Here is a 16,044-nt window from a genome sequence, read left to right on the forward strand (position 1 = left end):
TCACGGCTTGATCTCCGCGCCGTCCCACCCGAACAGCTTGCCGCTATCGGGTGGGCGGAGGCCGTCGATCACGTCGAGCAACTGCACCGCGGCACGTTCGGGCGTGAAGAGCTGATCGGCGCGGACATTGGCCTGGAAGGGCCGCGACAGGCCCGTGTCGACGGTGCCGGGATGGAGCGCGACGACGATGCCGCGATCGTTGCGGCGGCGATCCTCGACGGCGAGGGTGCGGACGAGCTGGTTGAGCGCCGCCTTGGCGGCGCGATAGCCGTACCAGCCGCCGAGCTTGTTGTCGGAGATGCTGCCGACGCGGGCGGAGAGGACGGCGAAGACCGAGCGGCCGCCGCGCGGCATGGCGGGCAGGAAGTGCTTGGCGACCAGCGCCGGGCCGATCGCGTTGACCATATATTGCCGTGCCAGCCAGGCGGGATCGAGCGCGGCCATGCTCTTCTCCGGCCCGTGTCCGTCCTGGTGGAGGAGGCCGGTGGCGACGACCACCAGTTCGGGCGGGGTCGCCAGGCCGGCGGCGGCGGCGGCGATGCTCGCCTCGTCCTCCAGGTCGAGGCGGTCGGCGCCGGTGAAGGAGCGGGCGAAGCCGCGGACGGCCACGTCCTCCTCGGCCAAGGCGGCGACCAGCGCCGCGCCGATGCCGCCCGAGGCGCCGATGACCACCGCCTTGATGGGGGCGCCCGTCATCGCGAGAAACGCCAGCGGTCGGGCTCGCTCTCGGCGGCGACGAAACGGTAGCCGTCGGCGTCGAAGCCGCGCATGTCGTCGATCCGGGCGATGCCGTGCTCGACCATCCAGCGCCCCATGGTGCCCCGCGCGCGCTTGGCATGGAAGCTGACGAAGCGGTCGCCGTCGCGGAAATCGACCGCGACGACGCGGACGGACGCAGGCAGCCGGCCGTCGACCGACGCCCAATATTCCTGGCTGGCGAGATTGAGGATCGCGCCCGACCCTTCCTCCGCGACATCGGCGGCGAGCAGGGCGGCGATCCGGTCGTCCCACCAGTCGGTCAGCTTGGTGCGGCCCGAGGGGGTCTTGGGCGCCCAGCGGGTGCCCATCTCCAGCCGGTAGGGGCGCATCGCGTCGAGCGGGCGGAGCAGGCCGTAGAGGCCCGACAGCATCCGCAGATGGTCTTGCGCGAAGGCGACCTGCGGCTCGTCGAGCGTGGTGGCGTCGAGGCCGGTATAGACGTCGCCGGCGAAGGCGAACAGCGCGGGTCGCTCGGGCGCGTCGGGAAAGGTGCGGAAGCGATCGGCGTTGAGCTTGGCGAGCGCGGGGCTGATCTTCATCAGCTCGGCCAGTTTCTTCTGCGACAGGTGCGAGGCGGCCTTGGCGAGCGTCGCCGCCTCCTCGGCCAGACGCGGGCGCGTGGGGGTGAAGGGAGGCGGTGGACTGTCGTAGTCGAGCGTCTTGGCGGGGGAGATGACGGCGATCATGGTGGCGCGCGACTACGCCGGTGCGCGCGCGCGTTCAATCGCGGTTCAGCGCCCGGGCGGCACGGCGGGGCGGTGGCCAGGCTCGCTTGTGCGGGCAGGTGGCCGGCGATATTGCGACCGCGGACGGCCCGTCCGCGCGGACGCGCAAGCAGGAGAGCTTTTGATGAAGACGATCTCGAAACTGGCGCTCGCGCTGGCGCTGACCACCGGGGTGACCGGGCTCGCGCTGCCGTCGCCCGCCGTCGCGCAGAAGAAGAAGGACGACAAGAAGCCGGGGCTGAAGCTGTCGCCGGCCGTCATCAAGGCCGCGCAGCCCGCGCAGGCCGCGCTCGCCGCCAAGGACCTCGCCACCGCCGAGCCCAACGTCGCCGCGATCGAGGCCGCCGCGACCACCGAGGACGATAAGTACATCGCCGCGGCGCTGCGCCTGGAGCTGGAGCAGCGCAAGCTGATCGCGCAGCAGGAGGCGAACCCCAATGCGCCGATCAGCCAGGCGCCGCTGGCCGGGCCGCTCGACGCGCTGATCGCGCTGCCCAACACGCCGCAGGCGGACAAGGGCCGCTACGTCTATCGCCGCGCGCTGCTCGCCTATGAGGGCAAGCAGTGGCCGGTGGCGATCCAGTATCTGAACCAGGCCAAGCAGCTGGGCTATACCGATCCCGACCTGACGCTGCGGCTGGCCAATGCCAAGATCAACGGCGGCGACATCGCGGGCGGGCTGACCGACCTCGACGCGGCGATCGCGGAATCGACGGAGGCGGGCAAGCCGGCGCCGGAGGATTACTACCGCATCGGCGTGGCGCGCGCGAACCAGGCCAAGCTGGGACCGCAGACGATCGCCTGGATGCAGAAATACGTCACCGCCTATCCCACGCAGAAGAACTGGCGCGACGTGATCGTGACCTACGGCCTGGCCGGCAATTCGACGATCAGGCCGGACGACGCGCAGAAGATCGACCTGTTCCGGCTGATGCGCCAGACCAAGTCGCTGGCCGACCAGAACGATTACATCGAATACGCTCTGCTCGCCCAGAAGCGCGGCCTGCCGCAGGAGGCGGCGTCGGTGCTGCGCGAGGGCACGGCCAACGGTCGCATCCCGGCGGGCAACACGGAGGCCAAGGCGACCGCGGCCGAGGCGGCGGCGTCGATCAAGGCGGAAGGCTCGCTCGACCCGCTCGCCAAGCGCGCCAACGCCGCCGCGGACGGTAAGCTCGCCGCGAGCACGGCGGACGCGTATATGGGCGCGGACCAGTTCCCGCAGGCGATCGCGCTGTACCGCACCGCGCTGCAGAAGGGCGGGGTCAACGCGGACGAGGTCAACACGCGGCTCGGCATCGCGCTGACGCGGTCGGGTGACAAGGCCGGCGCCAAGGCGGCGTTCGAGGCGGTGAAGACGCCGCCACGCGCGGGCATCGCGGCGCTGTGGACCACGGCAGTGGACGCGCCGGCGGCGTGACCGGGTGATCCCGTGCCCCATGCCCGCGTCGCGGGCGTGGGGCAGGGACCATCCGATCCGTTTATCCCGTCACCGCGACGGGATGACCCAATCGGAATGGTGGCGCGTCATTCGGCCGGCACCGGCACGCCCGCGCGCGACTTCGCGGTACGGATGGTGAGCGAGGTTTTGACGCTGGCGACGTTGGGCGCGGGCGTCAGGTGCGTGGTCAGGATGTCCTGAAAGCTCTTCAGGTCGGACGCGACGATCTTCAGGATGAAGTCGATCTCGCCGTTCAGCATATGGCATTCGCGGATCTCGGGGATGGTCGCGACGTGTTCCTCGAAGGCGTGGAGGTCGTGCTCGGCCTGGCTGCGCAGCGATACCATCGCGAAGACGGTGATGGGAAAGCCGAGCGTCGCCGCGTCGAGTTCGGCATGGTAGCCGCGGATCGCGCCCGCTTCCTCGAGCGCGCGGACACGGCGCAGGCAGGGCGGCGCCGTGAGGCCGACACGATCGGCGAGTTCGACGTTGGTCATGCGACCGTCCTCCTGCAACAGCGACAGGATTTGCCGGTCGATCCGATCGAACGTCATTGCGTGAACCTTTGAAGAAATCGCGCGACGCGCGCGCCGGGTGCGTCAGCCAGATAAGATAATTGCGGCAGAACGCAATTGTCCCACCGTGCGACAATGAAGAAATGGCAGTTCCGCGCGGGGGCGACGCGCGTTAAGGAATCCTTACGCCCGCGTATCGGGTGCGGGGGACGAGAGTGCGGTTCGACGACAGCCTGAAAACGGTGCTGGCAGCCGATGCGGGAGCCGGGTTCGGCGCGCAGGCGACCTGGCGCCAGCTGGTCGATCTCGCCGGGCGCGGGCGGATCGCGCTGGACGACGGCACGCTCGACCGGTTGGCGGCGCTGCGCGGGACGGTGCCGGTAGCGGTACGCGCGGCGAGCGCGCGGGCGCTGGCGTTCGCGCAGCCGCCCGCCGGGTTGGTCGGTTTCTTCGCGGAGGACGAGCTGGCGGTGGCCGCGCCGGTGCTGCGCACCGCGACGCTGACGGCGGACGAGTGGCTCGCCCTGCTGCCGCAACTGTCGCCGGCGACGCGATCGGTGCTGCGCGGGCGGCCCGACCTGCCGTCGGAGGTGGTCCGCGGACTGGAGAGTTTCGGCAGCACCGATTTCACGCTCGGTTACGACGCCCCGGTCGAGGAGCTTCAAGAACAGGAAGCGGAGGAGCCGGCGGCCGTTGCGGCTGCTCCGTCGCCCGCGGTGGTGGTGCCGCTGGCGCCACTGACGCCGAGCCCTTTCGTGCCGCTGGGTGAGATCACGCGCAGCCTGCCCGTCGTGGCGGAGGCGCTGCGCCGGGCGGAGGCGCCGGGGTTGGACCGGTTCGAGATCGCCGACATCGTCGCGCGGATCGACGCATTCAAGCGCGACCAGCCGCCGCTCGCGCCGCCGACGCTGCCGGTCGCGGCCGACCGGTTCCGGCTGATGACCGACGCCGGCGGCACCGTCCGCTGGATCGAGGGCGCGGGCAGGGCGACGCTGGTCGGCGTGTCGCTGGCGCACACCGCGGTACAGGGTCTGGTGCGCGTCGACGCGGCGATCGCGGGCGCGATGGCGCAGCGTGGCCGGATCGAGGAAGGACGGCTGGAGATCGGCGGCGACGGCGAACTCGCGGGGTCCTGGCGGCTGACGGCGGCGCCCGAATTCGACCGGGCGAGCGGCCGCTTCGTCGGCTATGCCGGCACCGTGTCGCGTGCCGCGCGGCATCAGCGCGCGGAGCGGAGCGAGGCGGCGGACGGGCTGAGGCAGCTGGTCCACGAACTGCGCACGCCGGCCAACGCGGTGGCGGGGTTCGCCGAGTTCATCGAAACGGAGCTGCTGGGCCCGGTGTCCCCCATCTATCGCGAGCGGGCAGCGGCGATCCGGGCGCACGCGAACGACCTGATCGCGGCGATCGACGACCTGGACACCGCCGCGCGGATCGAGGCGGACGCGCTCGACCTGCGACCGCGCGACGTGTCGCTGACGGCGCTGGCGCAGTACGTCGCCCGCACGCTGGCGCCGCTCGCCGCCGAGCGTGGCGCGACGCTGGCGATCGAGGGGGGAGAGGTGGTCGCCGGTGTCGACGAGCGATCGGCGGAGCGGCTGGTCGCGCGGCTGCTGGCGACGGTGCTCGCCGCGGCGGGTGCGGGAGAGCGGATCGGCGTCGTGCTGGCGGCGGGGGGCGGCGAGGCGACGGTGACGATCGACCGGCCCGCGGCGTTCGCGGGCCGGTCGGCGGACGCCCTGTTCGCGCTGGGCGATCCGGACGGCGGTGACGGGACGCCGCTGCTCGGCACCGGCTTCACGCTGCGGCTGGTGCGCAACCTGGCGCGCGAGGTGGGCGGTGCGCTGACGATCGAGCGCGACGTGCTGACGCTGCGGCTGCCGGCGGCGGTGTCGCCGGAGATGGAGTGCGCGTCGACGCGGTGATGCCGGGCGTATGGCGACCGATCGAGTTCATGTCGCCACGATCCAGGCTCATGCTCGATCAGGCGTGCTCGTCCTCACCCTTCGACGGCGTTTGATTTCCATCGTGCTGGCAATCCTCCACCGGTCAGGATGGGTGAACGGGGTCGTCGTCGACGAGAACCAGGCTGTCGTCGGTCCAGCGTACCAGGCCACGGTCGCGGAAGGCGCGGAGCCAGCCGTGCATCGGCCACCAGCCGTGCTTGGCGTGGAACAGCCGGGCGTTGCGGACGATGTCGGCGAGGTGGCGAACGGGCGGGTCTTCGCTCTCGTGCCATTGATGGCAGGCGATCGCGCCGCCGACGAAGAGCAGCGGCACGCCCGCGGCGGCGGCGCGGAGGCCGAGATCCGTATCCTCGCCGCCATAGCCAGTGAACGCCTCGTCGAAGCCGCCGAGCGCGCGGAAGCGTCGTGCGCGGACGGCGAAGGCGAGCGACCAGAACAGGCCGGGATCATGCTCGCGCCGGTGGCCCGCGGCGGGGAAGTCGCGGGCAGGGTGCGGGGCGCCGGCGGCGAGCAGGTCGGTCTGCGTCCAGGGGCCGCGGGCGTCGTCCGGCCCGAGATAGCGAACGTCGGCGCAGAGCAGCGCGTCCTCCGCGGCGAGCGTCTCGACCAGGCGGGCGAGGCAACCGTCGAGCGGGATGCAGTCGACATCAAGGAAGACGAGGTGCTCGGCCGCGGTCGCGGCGGCGGCGAGGTTGCGCGCGGCGGCGAGCGGCAGGCCGCGGCCGGCATGGCGGATGACCCGCGCGGGAAAGGGGAGCGGCGGCAGGGTGACGGGATCGTCGCTCATGTCGACGACGATCAGTTCGGCCGGGACCGTGGTGGAGCGGCGCAGGCCCTCGACCAGCTGGTGGAGGTGCGGCTCGCGGTTCTTGACCAGCGTCAGGACAGCGGGCGCGGTCATGGCCGGCGCCACAGGTCCAGGCGGTAATCCGCGGTGCGCTGTTCGCGCTCGATCGTGGGGCGGAAGGCGGCGGCGAGCTTCTCGACCGCAGAGTCGCCGGTTTGGGGATAGTCGGTCTCGCGGACGTAATGGACCGCGAGGACGCGCCCGCCCGGCGCGAGATGGTCGTGCAGCCAGGCGGCGGCGCGGGCGAGGTCGGCGTCGCTCCAGTAATAGGCGACCTCCGACAGGACGGCGAGGTCGAGCCGGTCGGCGACGGGCGGGTGGCGCGGGAAGTCGGCACGGGCGAAGCGGACCTGCGGCAGGTCGGCGCAGCGCGCGCGGGCGAGATCGATCGCGCGCTGGCTGATGTCGATCGACAGCAGATCGTCGCAGAGCGGCGCGAGTTGGCGGGTGAGGACGCCGTGGGCGCAACCGATTTCCAGCGCGCGGGCGTAGCGGAGGTCGGCGAGGGCGGCAGTGGTGGCGGCGAACTTGGCGGCCTCGTAGGGGCTGGCGGCGAGATCCCAGGGATCGTCGTCGCCGGCGAAGACGTCGTCGAAATAGCGGGCGTCGAGGCTGTCGCGGGTCATCGCGGCGTATCCGGATAGAGCCGGTCGCGGGCGGGCGGGCGGCGGAGGGGCGGGGGGACGCGGAAGCCGGGGCCGAGCGCGGCCGTCATCTGGCTGCGATGGGCGGCGAGCGCGTGGCGGCGGCGGCCGGGCGGCATGGCGACGGTGACGAGCGGCGGCCGTGGGCCGCGCGGCATGGCGCCGCCCCAGACCCGGTAGACGAAGACCGCGACGCGGCGGCGGGCGCGGGCGGCAGCGGCGCGGACCAGCGCGTGGGCGGCGACATGGTCACCGTGCGTCTCGTCGGCGGCGGTGACGGCGATCGCGTCGACCGCGGCACGCTCGATCAGGATGGCGAGACGGCGGGCGGTGGCCGTGAAGGCGGGCGAGCCGGGCGCGGGCGGGTGGCCGTCCTGCCAGCCGAGGAACAGGGGCGACGGCGCGGCGCGGCCGGCGAGGCGGCGGACCGACAGACCGGCCTCGCGCGCGCGGCAGCGGACGAGGCGGGCGCGGTCGCCGGCGCGGGGCAGCGGGTGCGAGCCGGAGCCGTCGGTCAGGTAGACGACCCGCGCCAGGCGGCCGGCGGCGGCGGCCTGGGCGATCAGGGCGCCGACGCCGATCGTCTCGTCGTCGGGGTGCGGCGCGAGCACGGCCCAGCGCGCGGCGGCGTGGCGGCTACGGGCGAGCGGGATCACCACAGCGCGTCGCCGGCGAAACGGTCGGCGGCGAGCCAGTCGACCACCGCGGCGTCGCGCGCGTGGTCGGGACCGGCCTGGCGCAGGTAGAGCGACAGGTCGCGGATGATCTTGTCGACGTGGCCCGCAAAGGCGCTGCGGGTGCCGAGCAGGCGCGCGGCCTGCTCCATCACGTCGAGGCCGGCACGCTCGACCACGCCGCGGGTCATGCGGGCGAGGGGAATGGCGTGGGGGCTCTCGACGGCGGCCTGATGGGCGGCGTCGCGCACCCAAGCCAGGGCGCTGCGGGTCGCGACCAGGGCGGCGCCGAAGCCGGCGCGGGCGAGCGGGTCGGCACGGGCGGCGTCGGTGAGGCCGTCGCGGGTGGCGGCGAGCAGCGCCTCGATGCCGCCGAGCTGGACCGCGGCGAAGCGCCAAGCACCGGCGGTGAAGCGCGGCTCGCGGTCGTAGACGCCGGGCGGCCCTAGCAGGCGGTCGTCGGCGACGGTCATGCCGGAGAGGTCGTAACGGCCGCTGACGCTGGCGCGCATGCCGCGGACCTGCCAGCCGCTCGCGTCGGTGCGGACGGAATCGTCGGCGTCGACGACGACGAGGCGGCGGTCGCCCTCCTCCGGCTGCGCGGTGACGACGGCGTAGCGGATGCCGCCGGCGCCGCTGGCGAAGCTCTTCGCGCCCGACAGGGTGCAGCCGGCGACGGCGACGCCGGGCGTGGGTTCGGTCGCCCAGACGCCGAAGATCGCGCCGTCGTCGAGCGCGGCGGCGAGCCAGTCGAGTTGCGCGGCGCTCGCGTACCAACCGAACAGGAGAAGCGCGTTGACGTGCCCCTCGTAGAGGCGGCCGACGCTGAGGTCGCCGCGGCCGACGCGCCGGAGCTGGTCGAGCAGCGCGGCGTGGTGCGCGGGCGCGTCGGCGAAACGCTCGCCACCGGCGGCGACGGGCGCGAAGCGGCGGTGGAGGTCGTGCTCGCGCAGGAGCGCGATCGCGGCGGCGGGGAAGGCGCGAGCGGCGTCGTAGCGGGCGCCCTCGCGGGCGAGGGCGGCGACGAGCGGGTCGTCGGCGATGAGGGGCAGGGTCATGCGGGAAAGCCTCGGTCGGCCAGGTCGATCAGCCAGGCGGCGGTGCGGGCGGAACCGTCGGGATCGTCGAGCGCGCCTTGCGCGGCCGGGTCGATGCCTCGCGCGGCGGCGACCAGGGCGGGCCAGTCGGCGTGGACCGGGTCGGGGCAGACGATCGCGGCGCCGGCGCGGGCGAGGGCGGCGGCCTTGCCGACCTGCTCGTCATAGGGGCGCGGCTCGGGCAGGCAGATGAAGGGGCGGCGGGCCTGGAGGACGGCGGAGACGACGCCGTCGCCGGCGCCGCCGATCACCACGCTTGCGCGGGCGATGCGGGCGGGGACGTCGTCGACCCAGCCGGCGAGGGTGAGGTTGGCGGGGCTCTCGGCAGGGGCGGCGACATGGCCGAGGACGAGCCAGTCGTGGTCCGGCACGGCGCGGGCCGCGTCGGCCCAGACGGAGGCGGGCAGCGTATTGCCGCCGGTGCCGAGGATCACCGTCACCTGCCGTGGCCGGGCGGGCGCGGCGAACGCGCGGGGCGAGAGGCCGGGGGCGTAGCGGGTGCGGGCGGCGATGTCGGCGGGGATAAGCGGGTCGTCGAGCGCGGCGGCGAAGGGGGAGAGGAGGGCGGTGGCGCCGCGGAAGCAGGCGAGGTGGGCGGGATCGGTACGGTCGCCGCTCAGCCGGACGACGACGGTGGGGACGGAGGCGATGCGGGCGAGCATCGCCATCTCGACCGACACGTCGATCACTATCAGCGCGGGAGCGGCCTCGTCGATCCAGCGGGTGATCGCGGCGACGCGGGCGCGGATGCCGGCATGGTCGAGCGGGGCGTAGTGGAGCGCGGCCGGCCGCGTTGCGGCGGCGTCGCGGCCGGCGAAGGCGTCGTCCACGCGATCGTCGGGCAGGTCGATATGCGCGAGGTCGCCGACCTGCCCCGCCAACCCGGTGCCGAGAAGCACGACGCGACCGGGCGCGGCGGCGGCGATCGCGGCGGCACGGGCGCGGTGGCCGGTGCCGTGATGGTGGACGTAATAGCCGATCGGCCGGGCGCGCACGGTCATGTCAGCGCCGTGTCGCACGGCATCGGTGGCAGCGCCGCCTCGTGCGTGGCGAGCGCGGCGCCGAGGGTCGGGCGCGAGGCGGCGCGCCAGGCGGCGCGGCGGCGCCAATGGTCGAGATGGGGGACCATGACCTCGCCGCGGGACGCCAGTGTCGCCTGCCAATCCGCGAGTGCCGCCGCCATGCCGCCGGGCGCGCGGCCGTCGCGGCGGGGCGAGGTCCGCGTCCATACCGACGGCGGGTGGACGAGGCGGCCGCCGAGCGCGACGGCGGCGGCGACCAGCGCGCGGTCCTCGCCGCAGGAAAGTGCGGGGACGCCGCCCGCCGCGCGGTAGAGGCGGCCGACGATCGCGAGGCTGGCGCCGGTATGGTCGCCGTGGCGAGGGGGCGGGTCGTGCGGCTGCGGGTCGACCGCGTCCTCGATCGCGCGCACCGCTGCCCAGTAATGGTCGAGGCGGTGGCGGATGCGGACGAGGTCGGGGGCGAGCGGCTCCGCCTCGTCGATCTCGATCCGGCCGCCGACCAGATCGGCACCGCGCGCGATCGCGGCGAGGGTGGCGGACACCCAGGTCGGCGGCGGGCGGCAATCGGCGTCGGTGGCGAGCAGCACGCCGTCATCGCCGACCAGGCGCAGCCCGGCGTCCATCGCGCGGCCGCGGGCGGTGCCGACATGCGCGGCGTCGGCAGGGAGGGTGCACTCGTCGAGCAGCAGCACGATTCGGCCCGCGGTGCAGGCGGGATGCCGGCGGGCGATCTCGGCGCCGTTGTCGCGGCTGTTGTTGACGCACAGCGCCAGCGGCACGGGGCCGGGCACGTCCTGCGCGGCGAGCGCGTCGAGCAGGATCGGCAGGCGCGCCGCCTCGTCGCGGGCGGGAACGCAGACGCACCAGGGGCGCACGCTCACCCGTTCACCGCGGCGAGCAGGGGTGTTCGCCGGGAGGGGGCGGCCATCTCGGCGTAGAGCGCCTCGTAACCGTCGATCATCGCGGCGGCGTCGCACGTCGCCTCCGCGCGGCGGCGACAGGCGTGGCGGTCGAGCGTCATCGCGGCCAGCGCCGCCTCGGCCAGCGCGGCGGGATCGTCGGGTGCTGCGATCCGGCCCGAAGCGGCGTCGACCAGCGACGGCACCGCGCCGCGCGCGAAGGCGGCGACGGGCGTGCCGCAGGCGAGCGCTTCGGCGACGACGAGGCCGTACGGCTCCTCCCAGCAGGGCGTGCACAGGAAGGCGCGCGCGCCGCCGATCAGCGCCGACAGCGCGGCGTGGCCGAGATGGCCGAGGTGGCGGACGTCCGGCCCCAGTTCGGGCGCGATCCGCGCGGCGAAATAGTCGGGATCGGAGATCGGCCCGGCGATCCGCAGCGGCAGGCCGATCAGCCGTGCCGCCGCGATCGCGTGGTGCAGGCCCTTTTCCGGCACGATGCGGCCGTACCAGACGAGATAGGGGTCGGCGTCGGGCAGGGGCCGGAAGGGGAAGCGGGCGAGATCGATCCCGTTGGCGACGACGCGGTCGACCGGCACGATCGGCGACCAGATCGTGCGGACCGCTTCCGACACCGCGACGAAGCGGGTGTGCGGCGCGCGGCACAGGCGGATGCCGCTTTCCAGCCAGCAGAAGGGCGGCGTGTGCAGCGTGGTGACCATCGGCATCGGCAGCGTGTCCGCCAGGGCGACGGGGAGGTAGTGGAGGCTGTTGTTGTGGACGACGTCGAAATCGCGGCGGCGCAGGTCGCTCATCAGCGCGAGATAGGCATGATGTTCGCGGAAGAAGGCGATGTCGGGCGCCTCGGCGACGCCGGTGGCGAGCAGGTCGGTCTCGTCGCAGATCGCCTCCAGCCCGGTGGCGGGGTCGGAGCGGGTGGAGGCGAACAGCGTTACGTCGTGGCCGCGGGCGCGCAGCGAGCGGGCGAGCAGGTGGGTGTGCATCTCCAGCCCGCCGGCGAAGGGCTCGACGATCGCGTGCTTGAGATGGGCGATGATCGCGACGCGCATGTTGCCCTTCGGCCACGATCGCCCGGAGCGACGAACGGGAGCAATAACGATGCGGCGGCGTAATGATGTCCCTCGCCGGCGAATTATGTGGATGATCGAGATCAATGGGAAGGGCGATCTCACGCGGCCGTTGCGTCGCGAGGTGACAGGCGCGGTGGTCGCGGATAGGCGGGGGCGGTGCACGCGCTTCGGCAGTTCCTTCACGCGCATCGGCGATCGGCGGCGCTGTTCTGCGCGCTGGCGCTGGCGCTGCGTTTGCTGATCCCGGGCGGCTTCATGGTGTCGGCGGGCGAGCACGGTATCGCGATCACCCTTTGTCCGGGGACGACGCCGACAGCCGCGATGGCGATGGCGGGTGGCGGTCATCACGCCGAGACCGGTCATGCGGGCGACCAAGCGCCGGCGGAGCATGGTGGTGGCGAGGTGCCATGCGCGTTCGCCGGGCTGAGCGCGCCGGTGCTGGGCGGGGCGGACGCCGTGCTGATGATCGTGGCGCTCGCCTTTACCGCGTTGCTGCTGCTGTTCGCGGCCCCGCGCCGGCCGGTGCCGGTGCACGCCCGCCTGCGCCCGCCGCTTCGGGGCCCGCCTCTCCCCCGCTGATCCGATAGAGCCGGGCGTGGCCCGGGCGGACGGCCGGCATGGTCGGCGGGGTGTGCCTCGTCGACGCGGTGCGGGCGACAGAGGGGTTCAGCATGAAGAGAATATGGGCGGGAGCGGCGGTGCCGCTCGTTCCGGCGTGTCTGGCGATGGCGCGCAACGCGGGCCGGGGCGAAGGGTTAATCGTGGTGGCCGGACAACGTGGTCCGGTGACGCCGGACGAGGGCGTGGCGGGCTTGCGCCATCGGCGGATCACCGTGCGGGCGACCCGGCTGGGAGGGGGGCGATGACCGCGTCGGGACGCTCCGCCGCGCTCTACCGCACCGTGTGGCGCTGGCATTTCTGGGCGGGGCTGATCGTCGCGCCGTTCCTGCTGGTGCTCGCCACCACCGGCGCGATCTACCTGTTCAACGACGAGCTGAACGACGCCGTCTATCCCGAACTTCGCTTCGTGCCGCCGGCGGCGCGGACGGTGCCGGTGTCGCGGATGATCGGCGCCGCGCTCACCGCGCATCCGGGGGCGGTGTCGCGCGTCGACCTGCCGGCCGCGCCCGACCGGCCGGCGGTGGTGTTCGTCGCGCCCGCCGGCGGTGGCGAGCCGCTTCGCGTGTCGGTCGATCCGGGCAGTGGCCGCGTGCTCGGCAGCCTGGTCTACGCGCGCACGCTGGTCGCCTGGGCAGAAGAGCTGCACGGGTCGCTGATGATCGGCACGGTCGGCGACCGCATCGTCGAGCTCGCCGCGTGCTGGACGCTGGTGCTACTGGTGACGGGCGCGATCCTGTGGTGTCCGCGAGGGCGCTGGCGGGCGGCAGGCGTTTTGTGGCCGCGGCTGACGGGAACGGGGCGGCGGTTCTGGCGCGAGCTGCACGGGCCGGTAGGACTGTGGACGGGCGCGCTGATCGGCTTCCTGATCCTGACCGGCCTCCCCTGGGCGGGCGTGAGCGGCGACCTGCTCCAGCGCGGCAGCGCGGCGCTGGGGGTCGGCTACCCGGCCTCGTTCCGCACCCATGCGGCGCCCGAGAGCCTGCCGATGAAGACCGCGCTCGGCACCGCGCCGTGGACGCTGGAGGCGGCCCCGATGCCGCGGTCGCACGCTGGCCATGCCGGGCACGAGGCGCCATTGCCGACCGACGACGCGGGCGCGATCGCCGGGGTCGACCGGGTCACGGCGCTGCTCGCGGCGGAGGGGATGACGGGCGGGTACCGGCTGTTCCTGCCGGGCGATGCGACGGGGGTGTACACCGCCTATACCTACCCGGACCGGCCGGAGGGGCAGCGGACGATCTACGTCGATCGATACCGGTTCGCGCGGATCGGGCCGGAGGTGCGCTTCGCCGATTACGGCTGGGTGGGCCGCGCGACCGAACTGGGCGTGCAGATCCACATGGGCAATTATTTCGGCCGGGCGAACCAGTTGCTGATGCTGGTGCCGTGTGTCGGCATCTGGCTGCTGGTGGTGAGCGGCGTGGCGATGTGGTGGAAGCGGCGACCGCGCGGTAGGGTCGGCGCGCCGCCGCCGATCTCCGGCACGCGGTTCGCGGGGCTTGTCGCGGCGCTGGCGGTCGCGGGGGCGGTGCTGCCGCTGTTCGGCGCGTCGCTGCTGGTGTTGGGGGCGGCCGACCTGCTGGCCGGTATGTGGCGCGGCCGGGTGGGAGACGCTGCGGCCAGCGGGATCGGGTGAGCGGCCGGCGCGGCGCGCGCGCCCTCGCTTATCACCCGGCGGGGAGACGCTCGTCGCTATCGGTCGGTGGCCCGCCATGGGCATGCGGGTCGGTGGAGAGCGGCGCGGCACCCGGCGGAACGCCCGTGCCGTCCCCGGCGGTCGGTGCCGCGGCAGGCTTGTTCCGCGCTGCCGAGGTGAACAGGGCGGCAACGAGGCCGAAGGAGAGCCACAGCCCGAACTTGTGCGTCGGCAGGCCGACCACGCCGAAGATCAGGAGGACGCCGAAAGGAGTGAGCCGCTTCATCCTGCCAGCCTAACCTGCGCTGCCGGCATGTCCATGGCGACCGATCTACTCCCTGGCGGTGATCGGTACCGAGGGGCGGGTCGGCGTCGGTCGGGGTGTATCGATCGTGTGCTCTCCAGCATCGCCGTGCCGTGTCGCGTGGAGATGGCGCAGGATCAGGGCGAGGTCGGCCTCGGTGAGACCGGACGACGCGTCGACGACGGCGCCGGCAGGCAGCGGTTCGACCCAGGCGGCGAGGCGGTTGCACGCGGCGCCCAGTTCAGGGTCGGCGGAGTCGTCGAAAGCGGCCATCGCGGCGGTGTAGCGCAAGCGGGCGAGGCGGTCGACGGCGGAAGCCTGCGCTCAACCGACCCGAACACGACGAAGGAGTGGCGCGCCCGGCAGGGTTCGAACCTGCGACCCCAAGCTTAGAAGGCTCGTGCTCTGTCCAGCTGAGCTACGGGCGCGTGCGGGCGCGGTAGCGCGGATTGTACGCCAACGGAACAACGATCATAGGATGGCGCATGAGCGGCGCGATCGAGGAGGGGCAGGAACGGGTGCGCCGCGATCCTTTCGCCATTACGACCTGGTGATGGCGGCGTTCGTCGCGATCCTGCTGCTGTCCAACGTGATCGGCGCGGGCAAGGTGGCGACGGTGCGGTTGCCGCTGGTCGGCGACTGGCCGTTCGGCGCGGGCATCCTGTTCTTTCCGTTGAGCTACGTCATCGGCGACGTGTTGACGGAGGTGTACGGCTACGCACGGGCGCGGCGGGTGATCTGGGTGGGGACGGCGACGGTGCTGTTCATGGCGGCGATGGCGGCGATCGTCGTCGCGCTGCCGCCGGCGCCGGGCTGGACCAACCAGCCGGCGTACGAGGCGGAGTTCGGGCAGGTGCCGCGCATCGTGCTGGCCAGCGTCTGCGCCTTCTGGGCGGGCGAGTTCGTCAACGCCTTCGTGCTCGCGCGGATGAAGCTGTGGACGCGCGGGCAGCACCTGTGGGCGCGCACCATCGGGTCCACGGTGGTGGGGCAGGGGGTGGACAGCCTGATCTTCTACCCGCTCGCCTTCTGGGGCGCGGACGGGTGGAGCGACGCGCTGGTGCTGCGCGTGCTGGCGACGCAGTGGGTGCTCAAGGTTGCCTGGGAGGTGGCGCTGACGCCCGTGACCTACCTGGTGGTGGGGGCGCTGAAGCGTAGCGAGGGCGTCGACGTGTTCGACGCGGACACCGACTTCACGCCGTTCCGCACGCGCCTCTAGGACCTGATCCACTCACCTCGAAACATAACGGCCTCCCCGGCGGAGGCCGGGGTCCAGTCGGGAAGGTCGCAGTCACGAAGCGCAGCGCTTCTCATGGCCGTCTCCCAACTGGGCCCCGGCCTTCGCCCGGGAGGCTTCAACCTAGGTGAATCGGAGCCTAGCGCGAACCTGGTTCAAGCGTGACCGTGCCGGGATGGTGGCGATCGAGATGGCGGCGGATTATGCGCAGGTTGCGCGTGTTGGAGCGGAACAGGAGATCTGCGGCGTCGCCGATGAAGGGCACCAGGCCGAGCAGCGCGTCGAACCCGACATTGCCCATCATGCGGGTGATCTGCCAGCGCGACAGGCCCAGATTGCGCGCCTCCCACACCAGCCAGCTGCCCATCAGCGCGGCGATGCCGTCCCCCACCACGGGGATCAGGCCGATGATCGCGTCGAGGCCGACAGGGCGGTTGATGCCGGGGACGACGAAGCTGCGTTCCAGCAGCTTCTCCAGCGCCTCCACCCGCGCGCGGACGGCGGCGGGATCGCGGCCGATCGGCAGCCGGTCGAAGAGGCGGGGATCGATGCGGGCGGTGCGCTGGTTCAT

The 16,044-nt window shown here is 73.2% G+C and carries 19 protein-coding genes and 1 tRNA gene; 6 read left to right on the top strand and 14 right to left on the bottom strand.

The features are described from left to right. The gene (locus BM145_RS00160; RefSeq protein WP_093329831.1) at positions 1-696 is read right to left on the bottom strand and encodes an SDR family NAD(P)-dependent oxidoreductase; all 696 of its coding nucleotides are present in this window, start codon (positions 694-696) and stop codon (positions 1-3) included. After that, complete coding sequence (locus BM145_RS00165) at positions 693-1,445, bottom strand: YaaA family protein (protein ID WP_093329833.1); 753 nt, start codon at positions 1,443-1,445, stop codon at positions 693-695. Before BM145_RS00165 ends, BM145_RS00160 begins: the two co-directional genes overlap by 4 nt. 163 nt (positions 1,446-1,608) lie before the next feature. On the opposite strand from BM145_RS00165, the gene BM145_RS00170 reads away from it, so the two are divergent. Further along, entirely contained in the window at positions 1,609-2,901 is a 1,293-nt protein-coding gene (locus BM145_RS00170) for a hypothetical protein (protein WP_093329834.1), read from the top strand. 107 nt (positions 2,902-3,008) lie between these two features. On the opposite strand, the gene BM145_RS00175 is transcribed toward BM145_RS00170, so the two are convergent. Then, a complete protein-coding gene (locus BM145_RS00175) occupies positions 3,009-3,476 on the bottom strand; it encodes an Lrp/AsnC family transcriptional regulator (protein ID WP_093329835.1) in 468 nt (155 codons plus the stop codon). 176 nt (positions 3,477-3,652) lie between these two features. Between BM145_RS00175 and BM145_RS00180 the strand changes: the two genes are divergently transcribed. Then, on the top strand, positions 3,653-5,362 hold the full coding sequence (locus BM145_RS00180; RefSeq protein WP_093329837.1) for a sensor histidine kinase: 1,710 nt from the start codon (positions 3,653-3,655) through the stop codon (positions 5,360-5,362). Between the two features lie 124 nt (positions 5,363-5,486). Here BM145_RS00180 and BM145_RS00185 read toward each other — a convergent pair whose 3' ends face one another. From BM145_RS00185 to BM145_RS00215, 7 genes are read right to left on the bottom strand one after another with little or no spacing between them, the layout of a single operon-like run. Next, complete coding sequence (locus BM145_RS00185; RefSeq protein ID WP_093330738.1) at positions 5,487-6,305, bottom strand: glycosyltransferase family 2 protein; 819 nt, start codon at positions 6,303-6,305, stop codon at positions 5,487-5,489. Next, positions 6,302-6,877, bottom strand: coding sequence for a class I SAM-dependent DNA methyltransferase (locus tag BM145_RS00190; protein WP_093329839.1), 576 nt, complete (start codon positions 6,875-6,877; stop codon positions 6,302-6,304). The genes BM145_RS00185 and BM145_RS00190 overlap by 4 nt, the downstream gene beginning before the upstream one ends. After that, positions 6,874-7,551, bottom strand: a complete 678-nt coding sequence (locus tag BM145_RS00195; RefSeq protein WP_093330740.1) for a PIG-L deacetylase family protein — start codon at positions 7,549-7,551, stop codon at positions 6,874-6,876. Before BM145_RS00195 ends, BM145_RS00190 begins: the two co-directional genes overlap by 4 nt. Beyond that, on the bottom strand, positions 7,548-8,627 hold the full coding sequence (locus BM145_RS00200) for an acyl-CoA dehydrogenase family protein (RefSeq protein WP_093329842.1): 1,080 nt from the start codon (positions 8,625-8,627) through the stop codon (positions 7,548-7,550). Before BM145_RS00200 ends, BM145_RS00195 begins: the two co-directional genes overlap by 4 nt. After that, positions 8,624-9,667: a glycosyltransferase gene (locus tag BM145_RS00205; protein ID WP_245738975.1), complete on the bottom strand. Its 1,044-nt coding sequence runs from the start codon at positions 9,665-9,667 to the stop codon at positions 8,624-8,626. The genes BM145_RS00200 and BM145_RS00205 overlap by 4 nt, the downstream gene beginning before the upstream one ends. After that, positions 9,664-10,569 carry a glycosyltransferase family A protein gene (locus tag BM145_RS00210; RefSeq protein ID WP_093329844.1) on the bottom strand — a complete coding sequence of 302 codons (906 nt, stop codon included), beginning with the start codon at positions 10,567-10,569 and terminating at the stop codon, positions 9,664-9,666. Before BM145_RS00210 ends, BM145_RS00205 begins: the two co-directional genes overlap by 4 nt. Then, entirely contained in the window at positions 10,566-11,654 is a 1,089-nt protein-coding gene (locus BM145_RS00215; RefSeq protein ID WP_093329846.1) for a glycosyltransferase family 4 protein, read from the bottom strand. Before BM145_RS00215 ends, BM145_RS00210 begins: the two co-directional genes overlap by 4 nt. A gap of 177 nt (positions 11,655-11,831) precedes the next feature. Between BM145_RS00215 and BM145_RS00220 the strand changes: the two genes are divergently transcribed. Genes BM145_RS00220 through BM145_RS00225 form a run of 3 tightly spaced genes read left to right on the top strand, consistent with a single transcriptional unit; the run spans position 11,832 to position 13,932 of the window. Then, positions 11,832-12,254, top strand: coding sequence for a hypothetical protein (locus BM145_RS00220; protein ID WP_093329848.1), 423 nt, complete (start codon positions 11,832-11,834; stop codon positions 12,252-12,254). A gap of 38 nt (positions 12,255-12,292) precedes the next feature. Further along, entirely contained in the window at positions 12,293-12,541 is a 249-nt protein-coding gene (locus tag BM145_RS15515; RefSeq protein ID WP_143090067.1) for a hypothetical protein, read from the top strand. Further along, a complete protein-coding gene (locus BM145_RS00225; RefSeq protein ID WP_093329851.1) occupies positions 12,538-13,932 on the top strand; it encodes a PepSY-associated TM helix domain-containing protein in 1,395 nt (464 codons plus the stop codon). Before BM145_RS15515 ends, BM145_RS00225 begins: the two co-directional genes overlap by 4 nt. A 31-nt stretch (positions 13,933-13,963) precedes the next feature. On the opposite strand, the gene BM145_RS00230 is transcribed toward BM145_RS00225, so the two are convergent. From BM145_RS00230 to BM145_RS00240, 3 genes are all read right to left on the bottom strand, one after another. Further along, positions 13,964-14,218, bottom strand: coding sequence for a hypothetical protein (locus BM145_RS00230; RefSeq protein WP_093329854.1), 255 nt, complete (start codon positions 14,216-14,218; stop codon positions 13,964-13,966). A gap of 45 nt (positions 14,219-14,263) precedes the next feature. Further along, on the bottom strand, positions 14,264-14,509 hold the full coding sequence (locus BM145_RS00235) for a hypothetical protein (protein WP_143090068.1): 246 nt from the start codon (positions 14,507-14,509) through the stop codon (positions 14,264-14,266). A 78-nt stretch (positions 14,510-14,587) separates the two neighbouring features. Then, positions 14,588-14,664: transfer RNA gene (locus BM145_RS00240), tRNA-Arg, on the bottom strand. A gap of 50 nt (positions 14,665-14,714) precedes the next feature. On the opposite strand from BM145_RS00240, the gene BM145_RS00245 reads away from it, so the two are divergent. Further along, positions 14,715-15,455, top strand: coding sequence for a queuosine precursor transporter (locus BM145_RS00245; RefSeq protein ID WP_093329859.1), 741 nt, complete (start codon positions 14,715-14,717; stop codon positions 15,453-15,455). 157 nt (positions 15,456-15,612) lie between these two features. Here the strand turns inward: BM145_RS00245 and BM145_RS00250 are convergent, their stop codons facing one another. Continuing rightward, positions 15,613-16,044, bottom strand: a complete 432-nt coding sequence (locus BM145_RS00250) for a DUF4112 domain-containing protein (protein ID WP_093329861.1) — start codon at positions 16,042-16,044, stop codon at positions 15,613-15,615.

This window comes from Sphingomonas rubra, assembly GCF_900115745.1.
Taxonomy (GTDB): Bacteria; Pseudomonadota; Alphaproteobacteria; order Sphingomonadales; family Sphingomonadaceae; genus Sphingomonas; species Sphingomonas rubra.

Excerpts from the sequence above, each read along its gene's own strand:
- BM145_RS00190 (WP_093329839.1), bottom strand. The coding sequence starts at position 6,877 with ATGACCCGCGACAGCCTCGACGCCCGCTATTTCGACGACGTCTTCGCC.
- BM145_RS15515 (WP_143090067.1), top strand. The coding sequence starts at position 12,293 with ATGGTCGGCGGGGTGTGCCTCGTCGACGCGGTGCGGGCGACAGAGGGG.
- BM145_RS00185 (WP_093330738.1), bottom strand. The coding sequence starts at position 6,305 with ATGACCGCGCCCGCTGTCCTGACGCTGGTCAAGAACCGCGAGCCGCAC.
- BM145_RS00250 (WP_093329861.1), bottom strand. The coding sequence starts at position 16,044 with ATGAACCAGCGCACCGCCCGCATCGATCCCCGCCTCTTCGACCGGCTG.
- BM145_RS00235 (WP_143090068.1), bottom strand. The coding sequence starts at position 14,509 with ATGGCCGCTTTCGACGACTCCGCCGACCCTGAACTGGGCGCCGCGTGC.
- BM145_RS00205 (WP_245738975.1), bottom strand. The coding sequence starts at position 9,667 with ATGACCGTGCGCGCCCGGCCGATCGGCTATTACGTCCACCATCACGGC.
- BM145_RS00170 (WP_093329834.1), top strand. The coding sequence starts at position 1,609 with ATGAAGACGATCTCGAAACTGGCGCTCGCGCTGGCGCTGACCACCGGG.
- BM145_RS00165 (WP_093329833.1), bottom strand. The coding sequence starts at position 1,445 with ATGATCGCCGTCATCTCCCCCGCCAAGACGCTCGACTACGACAGTCCA.
- BM145_RS00200 (WP_093329842.1), bottom strand. The coding sequence starts at position 8,627 with ATGACCCTGCCCCTCATCGCCGACGACCCGCTCGTCGCCGCCCTCGCC.
- BM145_RS00225 (WP_093329851.1), top strand. The coding sequence starts at position 12,538 with ATGACCGCGTCGGGACGCTCCGCCGCGCTCTACCGCACCGTGTGGCGC.
- BM145_RS00230 (WP_093329854.1), bottom strand. The coding sequence starts at position 14,218 with ATGAAGCGGCTCACTCCTTTCGGCGTCCTCCTGATCTTCGGCGTGGTC.
- BM145_RS00215 (WP_093329846.1), bottom strand. The coding sequence starts at position 11,654 with ATGCGCGTCGCGATCATCGCCCATCTCAAGCACGCGATCGTCGAGCCC.
- BM145_RS00175 (WP_093329835.1), bottom strand. The coding sequence starts at position 3,476 with ATGACGTTCGATCGGATCGACCGGCAAATCCTGTCGCTGTTGCAGGAG.
- BM145_RS00245 (WP_093329859.1), top strand. The coding sequence starts at position 14,715 with ATGGCGCATGAGCGGCGCGATCGAGGAGGGGCAGGAACGGGTGCGCCG.
- BM145_RS00160 (WP_093329831.1), bottom strand. The coding sequence starts at position 696 with ATGACGGGCGCCCCCATCAAGGCGGTGGTCATCGGCGCCTCGGGCGGC.